This is a genomic window from Mycobacterium deserti (assembly GCF_025345615.1).
In the GTDB taxonomy this organism is placed as follows: domain Bacteria; phylum Actinomycetota; class Actinomycetes; order Mycobacteriales; family Mycobacteriaceae; genus Mycobacterium; species Mycobacterium deserti.
On the sequence record NZ_JAODWD010000004.1, the window covers coordinates 414,155 to 435,978 of the forward strand.

A 21,824-nucleotide genomic window follows, 5' to 3' on the forward strand; every position below is an offset into this window, starting at 1 on the left:
TTAGCGTGGCGAACAGCCCCGTGACGACTAGCCTTCGCAGGGTGACGCCTTTTCCCGGGGGGATGATGCGGGGGAGGTCAACCCGATGATTTTCAAAGGGGTCCGCGACGGCAGACCCTACCCGGACCACGGGCTGTCGCACCGGCAGTGGGCGCGAATTCCGCCGCGCCAAATCCGGCTCGACGAGTTGGTCATGACCACCACTGTGCTCGCCCTCGATCGCCTGCTGTCGGAGGACTCGACGTTCTACGGCGATCTGTTCCCCCACGCCGTCCGGTGGAAGGGCATCGTCTATCTGGAGGACGGGCTGCATCGCGCCGTGCGGGCGGCGCTGCGGAACCGGACCGTCCTGCACGCCCGGGTCTTCGACATGGACGTGCCTCTCGGTCAGCAGATCTGACGGCTTCTGCCGTGCCGCGCCGACAACAGCACGGCGGCGCTCAACAGCTGCCACCCGATGATCGAATACACCGCGGTGCGCTCAACGGCGCCGAGCGGCGCGATCGGCCACACCGCGTAATTCGCCATGATCACGACGGCCGCGAACGCCGTCAGCGCTATCAGTAACGACACGGCGCGGTACCACCACCGCACCCCCGCCGCGCGGGCGACGACCGACGATCCGGCGATGATCGCCGCGTTTCCGCACAGGAACACCAGGAAGGCACCGGCCGTGTGCCAGCGCATCCCGTCGCCTTCGGCCAGCGGTGAGCCACCGTGGACCGTCGCCACCAGAAGGTTGCCGACCGTGTTGGCGGCGGCGAGGACCAGAAACACGACCGCGCGCCGGCCGGAAACACGGACCGCCAGATAGGCGCCGACGAAGTACAACAGGCCCTGCATGACGAAGCCCGCGTTCATCAAGTGCGCCAGCGGCGACCACGCGGGCACCCCCAGCGCGCTGATGTAGGCGTTGGCGTAGCTGTAGGACGGTTCGACCGCCGCAGCCGCCACCGCCTCGATGATCAGATAGCCGATGCCGCCGACCAGCCACGCCGCAGGGCCGACCCAAGCGGATGCCCGCCTGGTCGTTTCGATCGTCGCCACGGCTCCTAACGGTAGGCCACCGCGCGTCGGTCAGTCGTTGGCCGTCACCTCTTCGCGCGAGCGCTCATCGGAAGCCGTCACCTCTTCGCGCGAGCGCTCATCGGAAGCCGTCACCTCTTCGCGCGAGCGCTCATCGGAAGCCGTCACCTCTTCGCGCGAGCGCTCATCGGAAGCCGTCACCTCTTCGCGCGAGCGCTCATCGGAAGCCGTCACCTCTTCGCGCGAGCGCTCATCGGAAGCCATGGCTTCGCGCAGACTCCGCGGGCGCATGTCGGTCCAGTGCTGCTCGACGTAGGCGACGCATTCGGCGCGCGTGCTTTCGCCGAACACCACCCGCCAGCCGGCCGGCACATCGACGAAGGTCGGCCACAGGCTGTACTGCTCCTCGTCGTTGACCAACACGACGAAGGTGCCGTTGTCGTCATCGAATGGGTTGTTGCTCATCGCTTCTCCTGTGTGCGGAATCGACGCCCGCTTCTGATGGTCGCTCGGCCAAGCCTCGCTCCGTGCTCGATGGTCGCTCGGCCAAGCCTCGCTCCGTGCTCGATGGTCGCTCGGCCAAGCCTCGCTCCGTGCTCGATGGTCGCTCGGCCAAGCCTCGCTCCGTGCTCGATGGTCGCTCGGCCAAGCCTCGCTCCGTGCTCGATGGTCGCTCGGCCAAGCCTCGCTCCGTGCCGAAGTCCGCGCCGAGGATCCGGTCCGACAGCAAGCCGAGGCACGACAGATTGGGGAACCCGGGCCCCTGCGTGAGCCCGGACAAGCCGGGCAGGAACAGCTTCGGCGTCACACCGGCCAGGGCGAGGTCGTAGCCGATGTTCTCCGCTAGCGCATCACCGGTGAGTTCAGCGCCGATGCCGAGTTCGATCAGGTCTCTGGTCTCCTGGCCGAGCAGTGGCACGAACCACAGCCCGTCGGCGCCCGATCCGTCGATCACCAGATCGAAGCCGTGGACCGTCTCGAAACTTTCGCTGCCGCGATTCGTGCTCAGCGTCAAGCGAATTCGGTCGTCGAGGGCGACGGCATGGGCGACTCGGCCCCGCAGGTGCCGGATCCGGTCATCGGCCAGCAGCGCCTCCTGCACCCGCGCTGAGAACACACCGCGGTCGGTGCGCAACATCGCGTCGCGCCGCTCCGCCAACGTCAGGCTCGACCAGTGCGTGGGATCCGAGTACAGCGTGTTCTCGAAGAATCCCTCGCCGCGGGTGAACAACGTGACCTGCGGCGAAATCACCGTGATCATTGAAACCCGGTGCCGGAACAACTCGTTGAGCATCGACGCCGCTGTCTCGCCGCCGCCGATGACCGCGATCCGTTCGGCACTGAGCAGTTCGTTTCCCGCGGCGCGTTCCCAGAACTGGGCGATGGACAGCACCCGGGGATCGCCGGGCAGGATCGACCGCTCCGCCCGTCCCGGGCCGGTGATCATCACCGCGTCGGCATGCACAGTCACGTTGTTCGCGTGCAAGGCCCACCGCTGATTCTCGACCGCGATGCGCTGTACCTCACCGTCGATGACCCGCATGCCGATGTTGCCTGCCACCCAACGCAGGTACTGGCTCCACTTGCGGTGCGCCGGCGATGGCCTGCCCCGGTCGATCCACTCGGCGAACTGCCCGGTGGCGATCAAGTACGACTGCCAACTGTGCCGGGTCATCCGCTCGTCGAGTTCGGCGTTGCGCCTCGGCACCAGCGACGACCGGTACGGAAAACCGACGTCCTTCTCCGGGCTGGTACCAAGGCGGTGCTGGCCGTCGGTCCAGCCGCCGCAGGCCTGCCAGTTGGCGGCCACCGCGGTGCGTTCGACGGAAACCACCTCGGGCACGTCGACGCCCATGGCGCGCAACTCGGCCGCCTTGGCGGCGACCGCGATCGCCTTCGCGCCCGCACCGACGACCGCGAGCGTGGCGGTCACAGCACCCCGTCCCGTTGAGCGTCGTGTCGCGACAGCCCGCCGACCGATCGTGTCGCCACGACGTACTCGAGCTGACCGGCCGTAGTCCACCTGGCCCGTTTGTCACTCGGACGCAGTCGAGTACCGCCGTGCTCGTCGGGCACATGGTCGTACACGTCGCCGACGGCGTTGATGGCTACCGGGTCGCGCCAGCGGTCGAGCACGCTGACACCGTTCGCCACGCTCAGTTCCCACACCGCACGACGCTCCTCGCGGTCGGCGATCTGCACGTCCCGCAACCGCTGACCTGGATCGTCGGCGAACGCCTGCAGCACCCGGTTCAGCCAATCGGCGAATCGTTGCACGGTAGCGCGTCGATACAGGTCGGTGCGGTAGATGACCTGACCGCGAAAACCGTTGTCGGCCGCAGAAAACAGCACGGCCAGATCGGCGTGGGTGCCCTCGATCGGCGGCTCGAGCGCGGAGAGCATCGTCACGCCGTCGACGCCCGACTCGACGAGCTGGTTCTTCGGCAACGCATCCCACATGTGCACGACGACGCCGAACAACGGGTCGCGCGGCGAGGTCGGCACCGGGCCGACGACGTTGGCGACGTGGTCGAACGGCAGATCGGAATGGGCGTAGGCCGCCAGTGCCGTTTCGCGGGTGCGCCGCAGCATCTCGCGGACCGTGGGGTTGTCACGCAGATCGTTGCGCAGAACCACGAGATTGCCGAAAGAGCCGATCAGCTGGTCGAGTTCGGTTTCGGTGCGGCCAGCGACCGGTGCCAACAACGGGATGTCGAACCCGTCACCGGCCTTGTGCAACGCGACGGCGACCGCCGTCTGCAGGAGCATGAAATCGGTGATGCCGAGCTGCCTGCTCAGCTCGGTCAGGGTTCCGCGGGTGGCCTCAGCGACGGTGAACTCGACGTAATCCGCCGCATCGGTCAACACGGGCGGACGGGCCAAATCCGGGCTCAGGCCGGTCTGCGGCAGCTCGGCAAGCTGATCGCGCCAGTAATCTCGTTGCGCCGCAACGATGCCGTCTGTGTCGGCCAGATGGGCCGTCTGCCACGCCGCGAAGTCCGCGTATTGAATGTGCAGAGGCGCCAGCCTGGGCGCCCGGCCCGCACGCCGCGCCCGGTAGGCCGCCACCAGCTCGGAGAACACCACGGGAGCCGACCAGTGGTCGGCGGCGATGTGGTGAACCACCAACGAGACCACGTGCTCGGCAGGCGTCGACAACACCGCCGCTCGCAATGGGGTTTCACGGTCGAGGTCGAAGGCACCCCCGCGCTCTCTGGCGAGTTCGGCGTTCAGCCATTCGCGATCGTCGCCGTGTGCCCGGCGCACCGCCACGGTGTCGGCGTCGTTGACGATCTGGTGTGGTACGCCGTCGATTTCGCAATAGGTCGTCCGAAGCACCTCATGGCGGGCGACGATGTCGCGCACCGCGGCGACGAACGCTTCGACATCGCATGGCCCGGTGATGCGTGCGGCGAACGGAATGTTGTTCACCGCGTCGGGACCGTTGAGGCGGTGATGGAACCACATCCGTGATTGAGACGCCGACAGCGGCTGCGGCCCGTCGTGCGGCGCCGCGACCAGCCGCGGCCGCACCGGGCAATCCGAGGTCGCCGAGTCGATGCGCTCGGCAAGGCTCGCGACCGTACCGAGTTCGAAGACGTCCCTGACGCCGATGTCGACGTTGAACAGGTTGCGCACGGCCGCAACGAAACGTGTCGCCAACAGGGAATGACCTCCGAGTTCGAAGAACGAGTCATTGGCCCGTATTCCGTTGCGTTGCAGCAACTCCGCGAACAAGTTCGCGACTCGGCGTTCAGTGCCCGCCGCCGGCGGCCGGAAAGTGACGCTTTCGTTGTGGGAGGGCGCCGGCAGTGCCGCGCGATCGATCTTGCCGCGGTTGGTGATCGGGATCTCGTCGAGCACGACGTAGAAAGCGGGCGTCATGTATGCGGGCAGCGCGGCGGCGACGCGGGCCTTGATGCGGCCCACGTCGACCTGTGCCGCAGCGCCGTTGGCAGGAGTGAGGTAGGCAACCAGACTCCGCCCGGTGCCCGGCAGATCTCTGGCGACGACCACGGCCTGACCGACGCTCGGGTCAACGCTGATGGCCGCGGCCACCTCCCCGCACTCGATGCGGAAGCCCCGGATCTTCACCTGATCGTCTGCCCGGCCGACGAATTCGATGTCACCGTCTGCGTTGCGCCGGGCCAGGTCACCCGAGCGGTAGAGCCGACCGCCCGGGTTGAACGGGTCGGCGACGAACCGTTCGGCGGTCAGCCCAGGCCGGTCGTGGTAGCCGCGCGCCACGTGTGACCCGCCGATGTAGATCTCGCCGACGACGCCGACCGGTACCGGCTGCAGCGCGTCGTCGAGAAGGTGGATCTGGGTGTTGATCTTGGGCGTGCCGATCGGGACGGTGCGGTGGCCCTGCTTGCCCTCGACCCGGTAGCGGCTTGCGTTGAGCACGGTCTCGGTTGGCCCGTAGAAGTTGTGCAGCAGCGAATCGAAGGTCGCGTGGAACCTGTCGGCCAGCTCGCCGGGCAGCGCCTCCCCTCCGATCGGTATCCTTTGCAGTCCGCGCCACTGGTTGACGCCGGGCAGGGACAGCAGCAGGCCCAGCAGCGAGGGCACGAGGTGCATGGAGGTGATGCCCTCGTCGTGCAACAGCTCGGTCAGGTATCCGACGTCGCGCAATCGCTCGGAGCGCGGAACCACAAGGCGCCCACCGCACGCCAGCATTCCGAAGATCTCACCGATCGATACGTCGAAGCTGGGTGAGGCGACCTGCAGCAGACGTTCGCGGTGGTCGATCGCGTATTCGCCCTTGAACCAGACGAAGTATTCGGCGATCGGCTGGTGAGGTACCGACACACCCTTCGGCAGCCCGGTGGATCCCGACGTGTAGATCAAGTAGGCGGCGTTGTCGGGTCGAAGTGGCCGCACCCGGTCATCGTCGCTCGGGTTGTCGACGCGTACGCCCCCAAGCGCGCCGACCTCCTTCCGTATCACCATTTTCGGACCGGAGTCGGAAAGGATGAAGTCGATCCTGGCGCCCGGATCGGCGGGGTCCACCGGCAGGTACACCGCGCCGGCTTTTATGACCGCGAGCGCGGTGATCACCAGTTCGGGTGAGCGGTCGAGCAGGACCGCGACGCGGTCCTCGGTGCCGACGCCCTGGGCGATCAACCAGTGGGCGACGCGGTTCGCCGATTCGTTGATCTCTCGGAAGGTGTAGCTGCGGCCCTCATGGACGACGGCCACATGCTCCGGGGTGCGGGCGACCTGGTCTTCGATCAGGGCTACCAATGTCGTTGCCGGAGTGCTGAACCGCTCGCCTAGCGTGGTCTTGTGCAGCCACTCGGCGTCGACGGCGTTCATAATGGTGAGCTCCCCGACCGGCCGGTCGGGGTTCTCCAGCGCGTCACCGAGGATCACGGCGAAGTGCTCGAGCATCTGGTGAGCCAGCGCACGGTCGAGCACCTCGACGAGGAACTCGGCTTCCACCACCGCTGCGCCCTCGGCGCCGTCGAGTTCCAGCATGAATGCCAACGGCAGCTGGGTGTACTGACCGCGCAGTTCCGCTCTTCTGCAGACGATCCCGGGCGGACTGAAGCCCTCACCGTCGCTGCCTCGGACACCGAACGCCACCCGGGTGAGCCGGTCGACGCCGTTGCGGCGGTCCGGATTGAGCTCGCGGACCACCCTGTCGAGGTTGGTCCTCTGGTGGGCGAATGCTCCCACCGCGGTGTCCCGGGCCTGCAGGATCGCCTCGCGGAAGGTCTGGCGGGCGCGCGGACGCAATCGCAGCGCGACAGTGTTGCCGTGATACCCGATGGCGTCTTCGGATCCGACGGAACGGTTGAGCACCGGTGAGGCGACCAGGAAGTCGTCGGAATGGGTGTAGCGGTGGATCAGCGCACCAAACGCGGCGAGCAACACGATGTACGGTGTCGCGCCGCAGTCCTTGGCCACGGTTGCGACCCGCGCCATCGTCTCACTCGACAACGTCAGCGTGGTGCGTTGCGATCGCCAGTTCGTCGGAACGGTGGAGCCGTTCGGCCCAGGAAGCTCCAATGGCTCGGGCAGGTCCGCGAGCACAGAGCGCCAGTATTCGAGGTCGGCCCCCTCGTGATCGACGGCCGCCACCTGTGCGGACTCCGACGGGACGAGGCGCTCGCCGAGATAGGCGCGGGTGAGGTCGTTGAAGAACACCGGCCAGCAGCCGTCGTCCCAGGCGATGTGGTGGGCGACCAGCAGCAGAAGATGTTCCTGTGCCTCGGTGCGGATCAGCGAGATACGAAGTGGCGCATCGGTGGTCAGGTTGAACGGAGTGTTGAATTCGCGTTGGGCCAACACTTCCAGGCGCAACCGGCGGGCTGGGTCGGACAGTCCCGACAGGTCGTGTTCGGACCAGCCCGGGGTCAGGTCGTCGTGAACGGTGAGCCGCGGTTCGCCGTTCACATCGGCGTGATAGGTGGTTCGCAGCATGCGGTGGCGTGACGCGACGGCGTTGACGGCGTTGCGCAAACGCGTCGCATCCAACTGCCCGGTGATCTGGTAGGACAAGCAGATGTTGAGGATCACGCCGGTGGGGTCAGCCATTTGGACGAACCACATCCGGCGCTGCCCGTCGGACAACTCCGTCGTCACCGACGCGTGAGCGACCTCGCGAGTCGACCGCAGGCCCTGCTCGGTAAGCCTGCGTCGCAGGAGCTCGAGCCGGTGCCTGTCGACATCCTCACGAGTATCGGCGGTGTCAGTCACGCGTGGTCTTCACCTCTCGGACCTGGCTCACGAGATCTCCGTCATCACTCGGGCGCCGGCTGCGCCGTGGGTAAGGGTAGCCTATCTTCAGTCGTGCTCAGTCGCATACATGGGGCGCGAATCGGCCCCCGGCGCCGTCCATCCACCCCGGTAGCGTGAGGGGTCGGTGATCGGGAAGGGACAGCGCATGGATCTGGCAGGCGTCGGTGTATGGACCTCGCAACTGCGATACGGCGATGCGGCCGAAGCGGCCGACGCGGCGGCGGAGTTGGAGGAACTCGGCTTCTCGGCGCTGTGGATCCCCGACGTCGGCGGCCCGGTACTCGACTCGGTGGCGAATCTGCTGGGGTCGACCAAACGCGTGGTGATCGCCACCGGCATCCTCAATCTCTGGATGCAGGATCCCGCGGAGGTCGCCGCCAGGCACGCATCGCTGACCACCGAGCACGGAGACCGGTTCCTGCTGGGCATCGGCGTCAGCCATGCGCCGCTGATCGACTCGAAAGAACCCGGCCTGTACCGCAAGCCGTTGGCCGCCACCCGGGCCTACCTCGATCAACTCGACGCGGCCGACCAGCCCGTGCCCGTCGGCAGTCGTGTGCTGGCCGCGCTCGGTCCGAAGATGCTGCAGCTGGCCGCCGACCGTTCCCGTGGCGCCCACCCGTATCTCGTCACGCCGGACCACACTCGTTATGCCCGCGAGGTGCTGGGCGAGGGCCCCTTGCTGTTGCCGGAGCAGACGGTGCTCCTGACCGAGGACCGCGACGAAGCCCGAACTCTCGGGACCGATTGGCTGCGGGCCTATCTGGCGCTGCCCAACTACGCAAACAATCTGCTGCGCTCCGGCTTCACCGAGGACGACATTTCGTCGGTAAGCGACCGTCTGTTCGATGCGATCATCGCCTGGGGCGACGAGAGCGCCGTCCTGGACAGGGTCAACGCCCACCATGCGGCAGGCGCCGATCACGTCTGCGTTCAGGTGCTCACCGCAGATCCGAGGGAGTTCCCGCGCGAGCAGTGGCGCCGCCTGGCCGCCGCGTTACGCTGACGACTCCAGCTCGGACAGCACGTCTGCGCTGTCCATGTCCGCGACCTCCAGGTACACCTCGGCGACCATGTCCAGGCGTTCGCGGCCCGCTTCGCGCGCGATCAGCTTCTCGCTGAGCGCCGACACGCGCCGCGCAGCGAACATGTCAGTCACCATCGCCGTCGGGGTGTCCAGCCAGTCCCTGATCCGCGCGACCACCTGCGTGGCGAGCACCGAGTCTCCGCCCAACGAGAAAAAGTCGTCGTCAACCCCGATCCCCTGCGGTTCGATGTCGAGCACCTCGCCGACGATCGCGGCCAGGGCCGACTCCAACGGGGAGGAGGGCGCCCGAAATGTTTGCGCGGCAGGCACTTCCGCCTCGGCCAATATCCGCGCAGCCGCGGTGCGATCGATCTTGCCCGCAACGGTGAACGGTATCCGGTCGCTGACAACGACGATCTTCGGAATCATGTGGGCCGGCACCAACTCGGTCATCGCGGCCGTGACGGCGCGCGAGTCGACGGTGGGGTCGCCGACCCGGACCAGCGCGGCGAGAGTGTCGCGCTCCCCCGGGATCACCGCGGCGACCGCCGCGTCGACGCCCGGTGCGCGTTTGAGCGCGGCTTCCACCTCACCGAGTTCGATGCGATAGCCGCTGATCTTGACCCGATGGTCGATACGGCCGAGGAACTCCAGTGTGCCGTCCGGCAGGTATCGGACGAGATCGCCGGTGCGATACCAGATTCGGCCATCGTGTTCGACGAATTTCTCGGCGGTCAAGTCGGGCCGCCCGCGATACCCGCGTGCGATGCCGCGGCCCGTGAACCACAATTCGCCGGGGACCCAGTCGGGACAGTCGGAGCCGTCGGGGGCGACGACACGGCAGGCGTTGTTCGGAAACGGGGTGCCGTACGGCACCGACGTCCAGTGCGGCGGCGGGTCGTCCACTTCGCAGATCGTGCCGTGCACGGCGGTCTCCGTCGCCCCACCCAGGCCGGCCGCGCGGACGTCCGGCGCACAACGGCGAAGTCCGCGAATGAGCTCCGGGCGCACCCAGTCACCGCCGAGGAGCACGGTTCGTAACGTCGACAGGTGGGCGCCGCCGGCTTCGAGCAGCATGTCCAGCCAACCGGGCATCCAGTTCAAGAACGTGACGGAATGCGCGGCAATCAGGTCAGCCCATGTGTCGGGGTCACGCCGCTGCTGTTCGTCGACGACCACGACCGCACCCCCGGCACGCAGGATCGCGAAGATCTCCAGCACCGACATGTCGGCCTCCAACGAGGCCAGCGCGAGGCTGCGGTCGGCGGGCCCGAGGGCGTAGCGGTCCGCCACGAACTCCACGGTGTTCATCACCGCGTCGTGCGTCAACTCGACACCCTTGGGTTCCCCCGTCGAACCCGAAGTGAACAGCACGTAGGCCAGCGCCCCCGGATCCGTGGCCTCCGGCGTCGGGTGTGCGTCGTTGCGGACGGCATCGGCCACCGTGATACGCGCCGCCGCAACGGCATTCGCATCGAACGCGCCGCATGTCAGCACCGCGGCCACGTGGCTGGACTCGAGGATGCGCGCGGTGCGTTCTGCGGGCTGGTCGGCGCCGATCGGCAGGTAGGCGGCACCTGCGGCCAGGATGCCGAGCACCGCGGGTATCTGCTCGGCACACTTCGGCCCGATCAGCGCGACGAGATCGCCCGGACGAATCCCATTGTCGCGCAACGTCGCCGCGACCGACCGCGCCTGCGCGGCCACCTCACCGTAAGTCAGGTCACCCGCGCTGCTGAACACCGCAGGGGCGTCGGGCGTCGACTTTGCATTGCGGAAGAAGCCGCCGTGCAGGGTTTCGCCGCTGGGTGGCGCGGCGGTGGTGTTGAGCGCTTCGCGGACGTCGCGCTGCGACTGCGGCACCGCGGGCGGATCGGCGGTCTCCCATGCCGAGTCGTCGGTGGCCAGCCGGGTCAATTCGGCGAGATGGTATTCGAACATCGCGTCGGCGACACCGGGCCGGAACGCGTCGACACGGACGTCCCAGTTGATCATCAGCCCGGTCGCCAACGGTGTCGCCTGGGCATCGATCAGGACCTGCGGGCCCTGCGAGATCGTCCACACCGGGGCGCCGAACTGGTCGGTGACCTCGCCGGCGAACAGGTCGCCGAGGCCGAGCGCGCTGGTGTACACGATGGGCGCCAGAACCTGGTTGCCGCGGTGCCTGCCGAGGTCGCGCAGCACCGACAAACCCGAGTAACTCGAGTGGCGGGCGGTGCCGTGCAACGTCTCCTGCACCGCGCGGGTCCGCGCTGCGGGCGTGTCGGCGCCGGTGAGGTCGATGTCGAGCATCAGCGACGAGGTGAAGCAACCGACGAGCTTGTCGACGTCCGGGTGGAACGGCTCACGGCCGAACATCGGCAGGTTGAGCAGGAAGCGGGATCCGCTCGACCACCGGGCCAACGCGTTGGCGTACGACGCGGCCACGGCCATCGCAGGGGTGAGTCCCCGGCGGTGCGCTGCGGCGAACAGCGCATCGCGGGTCGGCACGTCGAAGATGTGCCAGAGCCGCACACTGCGCCGAGGATCGGCTTGTTCGGCCGGCGGAACCAGCGGCAGCGCCGGCGGTTCCGGCAACTCCGGCACCCGCTCGGCCCACCACCGGCGGTCCTCCTCGGACGGCCCGGGGTCCGATGCGGCGATGGCGGCCCGGTATTCGCGGTAGGTGTAGCCGAGGTCGGGCAGGTTCCCACCGCGGTAGAACACCGCGAGGTCGGCCATGAATTTGCGGTAGCTCACCGCGTCGGCGGCGTTCATGTCCATGTCGACGTGCAGCCGGGTGCGCCCGTCGGGGCACAGCGACAGGCTCAGTTCGAGCACGTCACCGTCGAGGAGCTGATGTGACTTCTCGTGCCGAATCTGTTCGAGACGCTCCTCGGCCGCGTTTCCGCTCAGCTCACGGAGGTCATAGACCGTCACGGGAAGACCGCGGTCCCCGATTCGCTGAGTGCCGTCGGGAAGGATCTCGACACGCAACATCGGATGGCGCGCAACCAGTCTCGTTGCAGCGTCGCGCAACCGGTCGGGGTCGACGCCCGCGCCGTCGAACTCGACGTACAGGTGTGCGGCCACGCCGCCGAGTTGCTGATCGGCGTTGCGCCCCAACCACATCGCGTGCTGCATCGGGGCCAACGGAAACGGCTCGTCCGCGTCGGCGGCGTCGCTGTCGGCTGGTGTGGCGGACTGGACTTGCTGCCTGACCGAGGATCGCTCGGCCACCAACGCCGTCCACGCCGCGACGGTGGGCGCCTCGGCCAGCGCCGCGAAGTTGATGTCGATGCCCTGCTTGCGCCACCGTCCTGACAACGACATCATCCGGATCGAATCGAGACCCGAGGCGATCAGGTCGGCATCCGGGTCGACATCGTCGGGGCTGACGCCGAGAAGTTCGGCGACCTCGTCCCGCACCGTCGCTGATGTGGTCCCACCGCCCACACGTTCCTCCAAATTAGTAGAGGCTGCCCTAACTAACTCGGGTGGACGCTACCCTATCTTCGATTTGCCGGACACACCTACCCGACAGGGGCGATATCACCCATGAGCACCGGTTTCGAGTCTCATCTCGATGACCTGACGGCTGGTTTCGTGCCGTTCCCCGCCGACCGTGCCGACGAGTATCGCCGCCTGGGCTACTGGATGGATCGTCCGCTGGACTCGATCCTCACCGACGCGGCGGCCACGTGGCCGGACCGCACGGCAGTGACGGACCCGAATGTCAGCTACACATTCGCCGAACTCTTGAAGCGGGCCGACGGGGTCGCCGCGGCGCTGCGCCAACGCGGCATCGCCACCGGTGACCGCCTGCTACTGCAGTTGCCCAACACCTGCCAGTTCGCGGTCGCATTGTTCGGTGCGCTGCGGGCGGGTGCGGTTCCCGTGATGTGCCTACCGGGACACCGCGCGGCTGAACTCAGCCACTTCGCCGGGGTCAGCGGAGCCGTTGGCCTCATCGTCGCCGACACCATCGCCGGCTTCGACTACCGGCAACTGGCCCAGGAGCTGGTCGATGCCCACCCTGGGCTACGTCACGTGTTCGTCGACGGCGATCCCGGACCGTTCGAATCCTGGTCGGCGCTAGCCGATCTCGACGCACCTGCGGCCGAGCGCGAGCCGGTCGACCCGAACCTGCCCGCGCTGCTACTGGTCTCGGGCGGCACGACCGGCTTGCCTAAACTGATCGCCCGCACCCACAACGACTATCTCTACAACGCTGTCGCTTGCGCGCAGGCCTGCGAGCTCAGCGGCGACGACGTGTACCTCGTCGCGCTCCCAGCCGGGCACAACTTTCCACTGGCCTGCCCGGGCCTGCTGGGTTCGATGACGGTGGGCGCCACAACGGTTTTCACCACCGACCCCAGTCCGGAATCGGCGTTCGCGCTGATCGACCGGTACAAGATCACGGTCACCGGACTGGTCAACGCGCTTGCCAAGGTGTGGACCCAGGCGTGTGAATGGGAACCGGTGCTACCCACATCGCTTCGCCTGGTGCAGGTGGGCGGATCACGGATGACACCCGAGGAAGCCCGATACATCCGAGACGGGCTGACGCCGGGACTGTCGCAGATCTTCGGAATGGCCGAGGGGATGCTCAATTTCACCCGCCTCGGCGACCCAATCGACGTCGTGGTGAACACGCAGGGCAGACCGATGTCGCCGCATGACGAGATGCGCGTGGTGGACGAAGCGGGCGCGGAGGTGGCACCCGGTGAGGAGGGCGAGTTGCTGGTCCGTGGGCCCTACACCCTCAACGGCTACTACCGGGCCGACGAGGCCAACGCCCGGTCGTTCAGCCCGGACGGCTTCTACCGGACGGGTGACCGGGTTCGCATCTTCGCCGACGGCCCGCGGGCCGGCTACGTCGAGGTGACCGGACGCATCAAAGACGTCATCCACCGAGGCGGTGAGACCGTATCCGCGTCGGATCTGGAGGAGCACCTGTTCGCGCATCCTGCGATCTATGCCGCCGCGGCGGTCGCATTGCCCGACGAGTACTTGGGCGAGAAGATCTGCGCTGCCGTCGTGTTCAGCGCTGCACCGATCACCTTGGCCGAACTGAACCAATTTCTCGACGAGCGGGGCGTGTCCGCGCACGCGCGTCCCGACGTACTCGCGGCGATGCCGACGCTGCCCAAAACGGCGGTCGGAAAGGTCGACAAGAAGAAGGTCGTCGCGCAGCTCGCGTCGGGCTGAGGACGGGGGCTGCGGCACGGGCGCCGGTCAGGACACCTCGACCTCTTGCGGTTCGGCAGTAGTCGCGAGTAGTTCAGTAATCCGCGCAGCAACCGCCGTCGCCGTCGGGTACTCCCACAGCAACGTCGGCGGCAGTGGCAGACCCGTCTGCTTCTCCAACTGCCGCAGCAGCCCAACGGTCATGATCGAGTCGACGCCGATCTCCACCAACGGCAGGCCCGTGTCGACATCGCCTTCGGACAATCCGAGCTGTGCGGCAACCGCCGTGCGGACAACGGTCGCCACCCGCTCCCGATCCGGTTCCCCGTCGTCGCCGACGAGAGCACGGGCGTGCGCCTGCGGCTGCACGGTGTCCTCGGCCTCGGCCGGTGCCACATCGGCGAGCATCGGCACCGCGGCGGCAGCCGGAAGCACAGGCAGTACGACGACATTCGGCTGGTCGCTGCGCATGGCCAGATCGAGCGCCCGCACCGCCTCGTCGGCGCCGATGGTGCCCATGCCCAGCGCGTCGAGCTGCGCGGCGACGAAGCCGGAGGTCGACCCCATGCCCAGGCCACGCCACGCCGTCCACGCCACGCTGACGGTGCGGTCGCCCAGGCTGCGGCGGTGCCGGGCCATGACGTCGAGGAACGAGTTCGCACAGGCGTATGCCCCCTGACCGGGGAAGCCGGCCAGGTAACCGCACGACGAGAACAGCACCATCCAGTCCAGCTGCTCGGGCGGGAAGACCTCGTGCAGGGTCAGCGTTCCGTCGACCTTGGGCCGCATCGCCGCCGCGACGTCGTCCGCCGTCGTATTGACCAGTAGCGCGCCGGCTTCCACGCCTGCGGCGTGGATGACACCGCGCACCGCCGGCAGGTGCCGCAGTTCCGCCCGCAGTGCGTCGGCGGCGTCGGGTGCCGCGATGTCGAGAGCGACGACGTGCACCGACACCCCGCGCTCCTCGAGTCCCGCGACGGTTCGCACGAGTTCGGTGTCGGCCTGCCAATTTGACCGGTCGGGCATTCCGCTGCGAGATAACAACACCAACCGCCGCGCGCCGATGTCGGCGAGGCGCTGGGCCATTCGCAGCCCCAGAACGCCGGTTCCGCCGGTGATGACATAGGTGCCACCCGCTGAGCACTGCATCGGCGCCCCGTAACCGGGACCCGCGGATGCCAGCCGGGCGACCTGCGCGACGCCCTCGCGCAGCACCACAACGGAATGGCCTGGCAGCGAGGCGAACGCGCCCACGGGAAGATGCGCATCGGCCAGATCGAGCACGCCGCCGAAGAGCGCCGGGTGCTCGGCGGCGGCCACCCGCGCCAGGCCCCACAGCGGCGCGTGTGTGACGTTCGCACCCTCGTGCACACGATGGGTGAGCACCCACAGCCGCGCTGTCGCGCCCCGATCGAGAAGGTGTCGCAACGTGCGCATCACTAGGTCGACCGCCGTCGCCGGCGCCTCGTCGAGGCCCGGGAGAACGAGTACCACCGCGTCGGGGTCGAATTCCGCTTCTGTCGGGACGATTTCGATGGGATCGGTATATGCGAGGTACGGGACCTCGGCGGTCGCGAGATCTCGGGCGACGAAGCCGCGGGTCTCTGCGTCGCCGCCGACGAGGATCACCGCGCTCGGTGGGCTGCCCTGCCGCCACGGCACGGAGTGCCAGGTCACGTGGTGCAGCATCCGCGAAACGTCGTTGCCCGTTGGGCTTTCCAACTCCTCGAATGACATTCCGGTCAGCGCGGCACATACGCTACCCGACTCCTCGGAGATCAGGACGTCGGTGGTCGTCGTTCCCGGGCGGCGCCGGACCTGCAAGAGCGCCAACGAGGGTGGCTTGCCGTGGACCCGCACCCGTTCGACCCGGGCGGGCATCCGCAGCCGCGGCGGACCGTCGAACACCGTCGAAGCGGCCGAGGTCGCGGCGTCCAGGAGCGACGCCCAGGTGTCGGGCTGCGACCTGTTGGTGTGTGCGGCAACGCGGGCGATCAACTCACCATCACCTCTGTGCAATTGGACTACTTCCCAGGGGAAGCCCATCGCCGCGACGCCGAGGGTGGCCAGGGTGTCCACCACGTGCCCGGACGGTAGCTCCTCGGCGCACCGCCGTCGGGCGGCGCGCTCGTCGAGCACCTGCCCGAGGAGATCCCCGATGTCGTCGTCCGCGGCGGCGACCGCGCTGCTGTGGGTGAGCCACCCGCCGTCGTCGGCCGACTCGTCATCGTCGACCAGACGCGTCGACAAGGTCAGCCCCCGGTCCTGCAGCACCACCTGGACATCGCGGGTGCGGCTCGGCGCCACTGGTGTCCGAAGTCGCACGTCGACGAGGTCGGTGCCGGTCTTCAGATCCGCCGCGGCGGCGAGGAATGTGTTGAGAATGACTGCCGCAGGCACGATTTCGGTGTTCTGCACGGGATGGCTACCGGGGTAGGGCCGGGTGGACAGGTCGAGCCGGGTCTGCCACATTTGCGACGCGACCGCTCCGGTGACCTCGATCCTCCCCCCGAGCAACGTGTGGCTGTCGACGTCGTGCACGCCACGCCCGCCGGGTGGCGGTGTGGGTGTGCGCCAGAAGCGGCGATGCTGCCACTGGGTGACAGGCAGATCGGATGCCCACCGCGCGGAGTCCACCGTGCCGTGGCCCACGGTCGCGCCTGCGCAGTGAAGTGCGGCCAATGCGATGGCGATTGACTGCAGTTCAGGGCGGTCGCGTCGAAGCAGCGGAACCACCGCGTTCTCCTCGATCCCCGCTTGCGTCAACGTCTCCACAATCGAGTGCGCGACGACCGGATGCGCGGACACCTCGAGGAAGCGCCGGTGACCGTCTGCCGCCGCGGCACCGACCGCCTCTGCGAACCGAACACGGTCACGCAGGTTCGCCATCCAGTACCGGTCATCGCGCGGCGCTGTTGACCGCGGATCGGCCAGTGCCGTTGTGTACAAGGGTGTTTCGGCGGCTCGCGGTGTCGGCAGTTGTGCCGTGAGGCGGCCCAATTCGCTGGTGAGCGCATCCATCGCCGGGCTATGGAACGCGACGTCGGTGTTGACCCGACGCACCATGACGCCCTGGTCGATCCAGGACGTGCAGATGTCGTCCACGGCGGCGACCGCGCCGGAGATCACCGTCGACTGGGGTGAGGCGCTGATCGCGGCGACCACGTCGGCGCGTCCGTGCAGCCGCCTCTCGGCCTCGGTGAACGGCAGGCGAACAAGGGCCATGGCACCCTGTCCGGCCACCGACTGAAATCCTCTGGCCCGGTAGCACGCCACCGCCGCGCCCACCGTCAGGTCGAACACGCCTGCTGTCACGCAGGCGGCGACCTCGCCGACCGAGTGCCCGATCACCGCGGCGGGAGCCACACCGCGTGCGCGCAGCACGGCGGCCAGTCCGACCTGCATCGCGAATGTCAGCGCCTGGACGCGGTCGGTCCCACCGAGCTCGCCGGAGGTGAATGCGTCACGGGCGCGAAATCCTAACTCGCGCAGGAATACCGGGTCGATCTCGTCGATCACCGCCGCGAACGCCGGCTCATGGTCGAGCAGCTGCCCGCCCATGCCCTGCCAGTGCGAACCGTGGCCGGAGAACACCCATACGGCGCCATCGGTCGCGGCGGGCACCGCGGCAGCGGTGACGACCGCGGGGTCGGGCACGTCGTTCGCGAGCGCATCGAGGCCGGATACCAGCCCGTCGAGATCCTCGGCGACGACGGCCGCGCGCACAGGTTCGTGCGAACGACGCAGCCACATCGTCGCGGCCACGCGATCCAGCGAATCCTCGGTCGTGCGTAGGTGTTCGGACAGCGAACGGGCGTGCACGCGCAGTCGGGTCGCCGAGCGCGCGGATATCGGGATCACCGCTGGCGACGAGGTGCAAGGCGCGCCCTCGGGCGCCGGTCGCGTCGGCGCTTCCTCGAGCAGGACGTGCGCGATGGTGCCGCCGTACCCGTAGCTGCACACCGCCGCACGCCGCGGTGCGGTGTCCGTACGGGGCCACGGTTCGACGTCCGTGGGCACCCGCAGCCCGCTGTCGGCCCAGTCGATCGCGGGAGTGAGCCGCCGGACACCTGCCGTCGGCGGGATCGCCTCATGGTGCAGTGCCAGCGTCGTCTTGATGAGACCGACCACTCCTGCGCCACCTTCGAGGTGGCCGACGTTCGGCTTCACCGAACCGATGCGGCACAGGTCGTCGGCGGGCCGGTCGGCGCCGTAGACATCGGCGAGCGCGCGCACCTCGGTGGGGTCACCGGTCGGCGTGCCGGTTCCGTGCGCCTCGACGAAGTCGACACTGGTGGGCGCGACGCCCGCGGAAGCGCATGCGCGACGGAACATGTCGGCCTGGGCATCGCCGTTGGGCGACATGATGCCGACCGTGCGGCCGTCCTGTGCGACGGCGCCTCCGCGCACGAGGGCCAGCACGCGGTCGCCGTCGCGCATCGCGTCGGCGAGGCGCTTGAGCACCACCACGCCCGCGCCTTCGCCCCGGCCGTAGCCGTCGGCCGCGGCGTCGAACGTCTTGCACCTGCCGTCCGGAGCGGTCGCGCCCGCCACGTCGAGCACACGCGTCAGCCCGGGGCCGATGAGCGCGCTGACCCCACCCGCCAGTGCCAGCGACGTCTCCCCCGCACGCAGCATCTGACACGCTTGATGGACCGCGACCAGCGACGCGGCGCAAGCCGCATCGAGCGCGACACTGGGCCCGCGCAGGTCGAGCAGGTGTGAGACCCGGTTCGCGATGCCGCACAACGAGGTACCGATGCCGGTCCACGCCTCGATGCCCGGTAGATCCTCCATGATCAACTTGCCGTAGTCGTCGGAGTTGACGCCCATCAGCACGGCCGTATCGCTGCCCGCGAGGGACCGCGGAGGCACACCGGCGTGTTCGAGTGCCTCCCAACTGACTTCGAGCGCCAGCCGCTGCTGCGGATCCATCAACTCCGCTTCGCGCGGGGACACTCCGAAGAACTCCGCGTCGAACCCGGCGAGATCGTCGAGGAACGTCCCAAACCGGGTGGTGTCCTTGAGCACCGCCGCGTTGCGCGGGTCGCGGCGCAGGTACGGCTCCCAGCGGTCAGCGGGGATCTCGGTGACATGACTGCCGCCGTCGAGCAGGAACTGCCAGAACTTCGCTGGGGTCGTGATGTCACCGGCCAGCCGGCAGCCGATGCCGACGATCGCGATCGGTTCGGACGCGTACTCGGTCACGTCAGCGCGGCCCCGATCCGGGCCAAGTGTGCTTAGCCTTCCCTAAGGAGCCGCTCGCCATGCGGGTAATACTCGCACAGGCCGGGAGCCGCCGGAGACCTACCAGGCGTTTCGCGCCATGGCGTGGCACACAACGGCCCGTCACACAGAGGCAACCGCCAACGGTTGATCCGTCCCGGAGACCCGGATGTCGACCGTGCGGATCTGCGGCGTCGGAATGCTGGTGGCTGCCGAGAGTCCGGTCGCCTCGTCTCCAGCCGGCTTCCACGACCCCACGACGGTCTGCCTGCCGTCGTCGGTCGTGACGACGATGTCGTAGCTGTCGACGTCGCGCGACCAGTCCTTGGTGTACTCGCAGGCCCAGTTCAGCTCGGTGCCCCACTTCTTCTCGCTGACGGCGAGTTGCGCGGTGAGTCCCTCGCGCGCACCGGGTTGCATCGGTGCCATCGCCACCGTCTGCACCGCGGGTGTGCGCGGGAACACGGTCGCCCCGACGACGCCACCGATGATCGCCAGCCCGGCGGCCGCGGCGACCGCGACCCCAAGCCCGGCGCGCCGCGATCGCCGGTGCCGCTTGGCCGCCGCGTGCGCCAGCGATGCGACATCGTTGTCAGCCGCGGCCGCTCCGCTGTCGTCGAGGCCGGCCAACGCCACGGCCTCGTCGCGACTCAGCGCGTCGAGAATGGCGGGCATCCCGGCCAGCTCGGTCAGTTCGGAGGCGCGAGACGGGTTGGCGGCGAGATAGTCCTCGTAGGCGCGTCGGTCCTCCAGGCTCAATGCACCGAGAACATAAGCGGCGTCCCACTCGGCAAGGTTGTCGTCGGGCAGATGGCTGGTCATTGCACAACCCCCCTCTCCTGCAATGCAATTCGTAACGCGCGCAGCGCGTAGTGAAGCCTGGACTTGACCGTTCCCGGCGGGATCTGCTCGTGGCCGGCGATGTCGGCGACCGTCTGGCCGAGGTAGTAGGCGCGGACGATCACGGAGCGGTGATCGGGCGACAGCGACTTCAGCGCCTCGGCGAGCACCCACTTGTCGACGGCGGGCCCAATCGCGTCGAGTGACGGCCGCTCGGGGACGTTGTCGCTCTGCAGTTCCCGGGCGTATCGCGCGCTGCGCCGGTCGTCGATCACGAGATTGCGGGCGACGGTGAACAGCCATGCCCGCGCCGACTCGCTCGACTGCTCGAGGATCTCCGGCTTACGCCAGAGTCGCAGCAGCGACTCCTGCACCACGTCCTCGGCGAACGGCATGTCTCCCCTGGTGAGTCGCAGTACATAGCGCAGCAGGTCCCGGCTGTGGGCGTCGTGGATCGCCCGCAGAAGCGCGGCCTGCTCGTCAGCGCTCATCGATGCACCTCGCGTGCGCAGTCATGTGCCGTGCACCCGAACAATCCTCGCTCTCCGTCGTCGTCACTGCTCACAACGGAACACCACCGGTCAATCGTTCAAATCGCAGGAAGATTCTCAGTCAAGCAGAGTGCGGACCACCGCGTCGGCCAACAAGCGACCGCGGTCGGTGAGGATTAGCCGGTCGGCGTCGCGGGTCACCAGCCCATCTGCGATCACGGCCTCGGCCCGCCGTCGTTCGGCGCCGCTCAACAGCGCCAGCGGCAGGCCGTCGCGCATCCGCACCCGCAGCATGACCTCCTCGGTGTGCGCCGCGACCTGGTCGAGTTCCTCGAAGTCGGCCACCGGCAAACTGCCGTCGCTCAGCAGGTGGGCATAGGTGCTCGGATGTTTGACGTTCCACCACCGCGTCGCGCCCACATAGCCGTGGGCGCCGGGTCCGGCGCCCCACCACTGCCCGCCGTTCCAGTACCCGATGTTGTGCCGGCACTCGCCGCCGGGCCTGCTCCAGTTCGACACCTCGTACCAGTCCAGGCCTGCCGCCCGCAGGCGGGTGTCGAGCAGTTCGTAACGCTGCGCCAGCACGTCGTTGTCGGGCATCGCGATCTCACCCCGCCGCACCCGCCTTGCCAGCGCGGTTCCGTCCTCGACCACAAGCGCGTAGCCCGACACGTGGTCGACGCCGGCCTCGAGCACCACGTCGACGGAGCGCAGCAGATCGTCGTCGGTTTCCCCCGGCGTGCCGTAGATCAGGTCGAGGTTGACGTGGTCGAATCCGGCCGCGCGCGCCTCACGCGCCGCGGCCAGCGCCCGGCCCGGTGAGTGCACGCGGTCCAGCGCCGCCAACACATGCGGCGCGGCAGATTGCATGCCGAGGGAGACGCGGGTGAAACCGGCGGCGCGAAGACCCGCGAACATGTCCGGCGATGTGGACTCGGGATTGGACTCGGTGGTGACCTCGGCGTCTGCGGCCAGCGTGAAGTGCGTGCGCACGGCGTCGAGGACCGCCGTCAGGCCGGCGGCACCGAGCAGCGACGGCGTTCCGCCGCCCACGAAGACGGTGTCGACGGACGGCGGTGAGTCCAGTCGAGCGGCCGCAAGCGCCAACTCGACGCGCAGCGCTTCGAGCCAGCCGTCGGGATTCGCCCCGCTCAGCTCCGCGGGTGTGTAGGTGTTGAAGTCGCAGTATCCACAGCGCGTCGCGCAGAACGGGACATGGATATAGATGCCGAACGCGCGCCCTGGCGTGACTGCCTGCAGTGGCAGTTCCACAGGCGCGGTGCGGGCGGTCATTCGAC

General features: G+C 68.4%; 10 protein-coding genes and 2 pseudogenes. 3 read left to right on the forward strand and 9 right to left on the reverse strand.

Annotated features, from left to right (window positions below):
• Positions 1-85: 85 nt before the first annotated feature.
• Positions 86-400, forward strand: a complete 315-nt coding sequence (locus N4S67_RS18325) for a type II toxin-antitoxin system VapB family antitoxin (protein ID WP_260994421.1) — start codon at positions 86-88, stop codon at positions 398-400.
• Here the strand turns inward: N4S67_RS18325 and N4S67_RS18330 are convergent.
• From N4S67_RS18330 to N4S67_RS18345, 4 genes and pseudogenes are all read right to left on the reverse strand, one after another.
• Positions 388-1,047 carry a DUF998 domain-containing protein gene (locus N4S67_RS18330; protein ID WP_260994422.1) on the reverse strand — a complete coding sequence of 220 codons (660 nt, stop codon included), beginning with the start codon at positions 1,045-1,047 and terminating at the stop codon, positions 388-390. The two genes, N4S67_RS18325 and N4S67_RS18330, sit on opposite strands and share 13 nt — an antisense overlap.
• Positions 1,048-1,278: 231 nt before the next feature.
• Positions 1,279-1,491 (reverse strand): annotated as a pseudogene (locus tag N4S67_RS18335) (MbtH family protein); the annotation flags it as partial.
• A gap of 226 nt (positions 1,492-1,717) precedes the next feature.
• Positions 1,718-2,959, reverse strand: a pseudogene (locus N4S67_RS18340) (SidA/IucD/PvdA family monooxygenase); the annotation flags it as partial.
• Positions 2,956-7,731, reverse strand: a complete 4,776-nt coding sequence (locus N4S67_RS18345; RefSeq protein ID WP_313959961.1) for a non-ribosomal peptide synthetase — start codon at positions 7,729-7,731, stop codon at positions 2,956-2,958. The gene N4S67_RS18345 and the pseudogene N4S67_RS18340, both read right to left, overlap by 4 nt.
• Positions 7,732-7,918: 187 nt before the next feature.
• On the opposite strand from N4S67_RS18345, the gene N4S67_RS18350 reads away from it, so the two are divergent.
• Positions 7,919-8,779 (forward strand): LLM class F420-dependent oxidoreductase, encoded by an 861-nt coding sequence (locus N4S67_RS18350; RefSeq protein ID WP_260994423.1) that lies wholly within the window; start codon positions 7,919-7,921, stop codon positions 8,777-8,779.
• On the opposite strand, the gene N4S67_RS18355 is transcribed toward N4S67_RS18350, so the two are convergent.
• On the reverse strand, positions 8,771-12,235 hold the full coding sequence (locus N4S67_RS18355; protein WP_260994424.1) for a non-ribosomal peptide synthetase: 3,465 nt from the start codon (positions 12,233-12,235) through the stop codon (positions 8,771-8,773). The two genes, N4S67_RS18350 and N4S67_RS18355, sit on opposite strands and share 9 nt — an antisense overlap.
• 102 nt (positions 12,236-12,337) lie before the next feature.
• On the opposite strand from N4S67_RS18355, the gene N4S67_RS18360 reads away from it, so the two are divergent.
• On the forward strand, positions 12,338-13,990 hold the full coding sequence (locus N4S67_RS18360) for a (2,3-dihydroxybenzoyl)adenylate synthase (protein WP_260994425.1): 1,653 nt from the start codon (positions 12,338-12,340) through the stop codon (positions 13,988-13,990).
• A gap of 27 nt (positions 13,991-14,017) precedes the next feature.
• Here the strand turns inward: N4S67_RS18360 and N4S67_RS18365 are convergent, their stop codons facing one another.
• The 4 genes from N4S67_RS18365 to hemW all read right to left on the reverse strand — a co-directional run bounded on the left by N4S67_RS18365 (position 14,018) and on the right by hemW (position 21,819).
• Complete coding sequence (locus tag N4S67_RS18365; protein ID WP_260994426.1) at positions 14,018-19,177, reverse strand: type I polyketide synthase; 5,160 nt, start codon at positions 19,175-19,177, stop codon at positions 14,018-14,020.
• 141 nt (positions 19,178-19,318) lie between these two features.
• Positions 19,319-20,017 (reverse strand): hypothetical protein, encoded by a 699-nt coding sequence (locus N4S67_RS18370; RefSeq protein WP_260994427.1) that lies wholly within the window; start codon positions 20,015-20,017, stop codon positions 19,319-19,321.
• Positions 20,014-20,526 (reverse strand): sigma-70 family RNA polymerase sigma factor, encoded by a 513-nt coding sequence (locus tag N4S67_RS18375; protein WP_260994428.1) that lies wholly within the window; start codon positions 20,524-20,526, stop codon positions 20,014-20,016. Before N4S67_RS18375 ends, N4S67_RS18370 begins: the two co-directional genes overlap by 4 nt.
• 117 nt (positions 20,527-20,643) lie before the next feature.
• Positions 20,644-21,819: a radical SAM family heme chaperone HemW gene (hemW, locus tag N4S67_RS18380; protein WP_260994429.1), complete on the reverse strand. Its 1,176-nt coding sequence runs from the start codon at positions 21,817-21,819 to the stop codon at positions 20,644-20,646.
• Between the last annotated feature and the right edge of the window lie 5 nt (positions 21,820-21,824).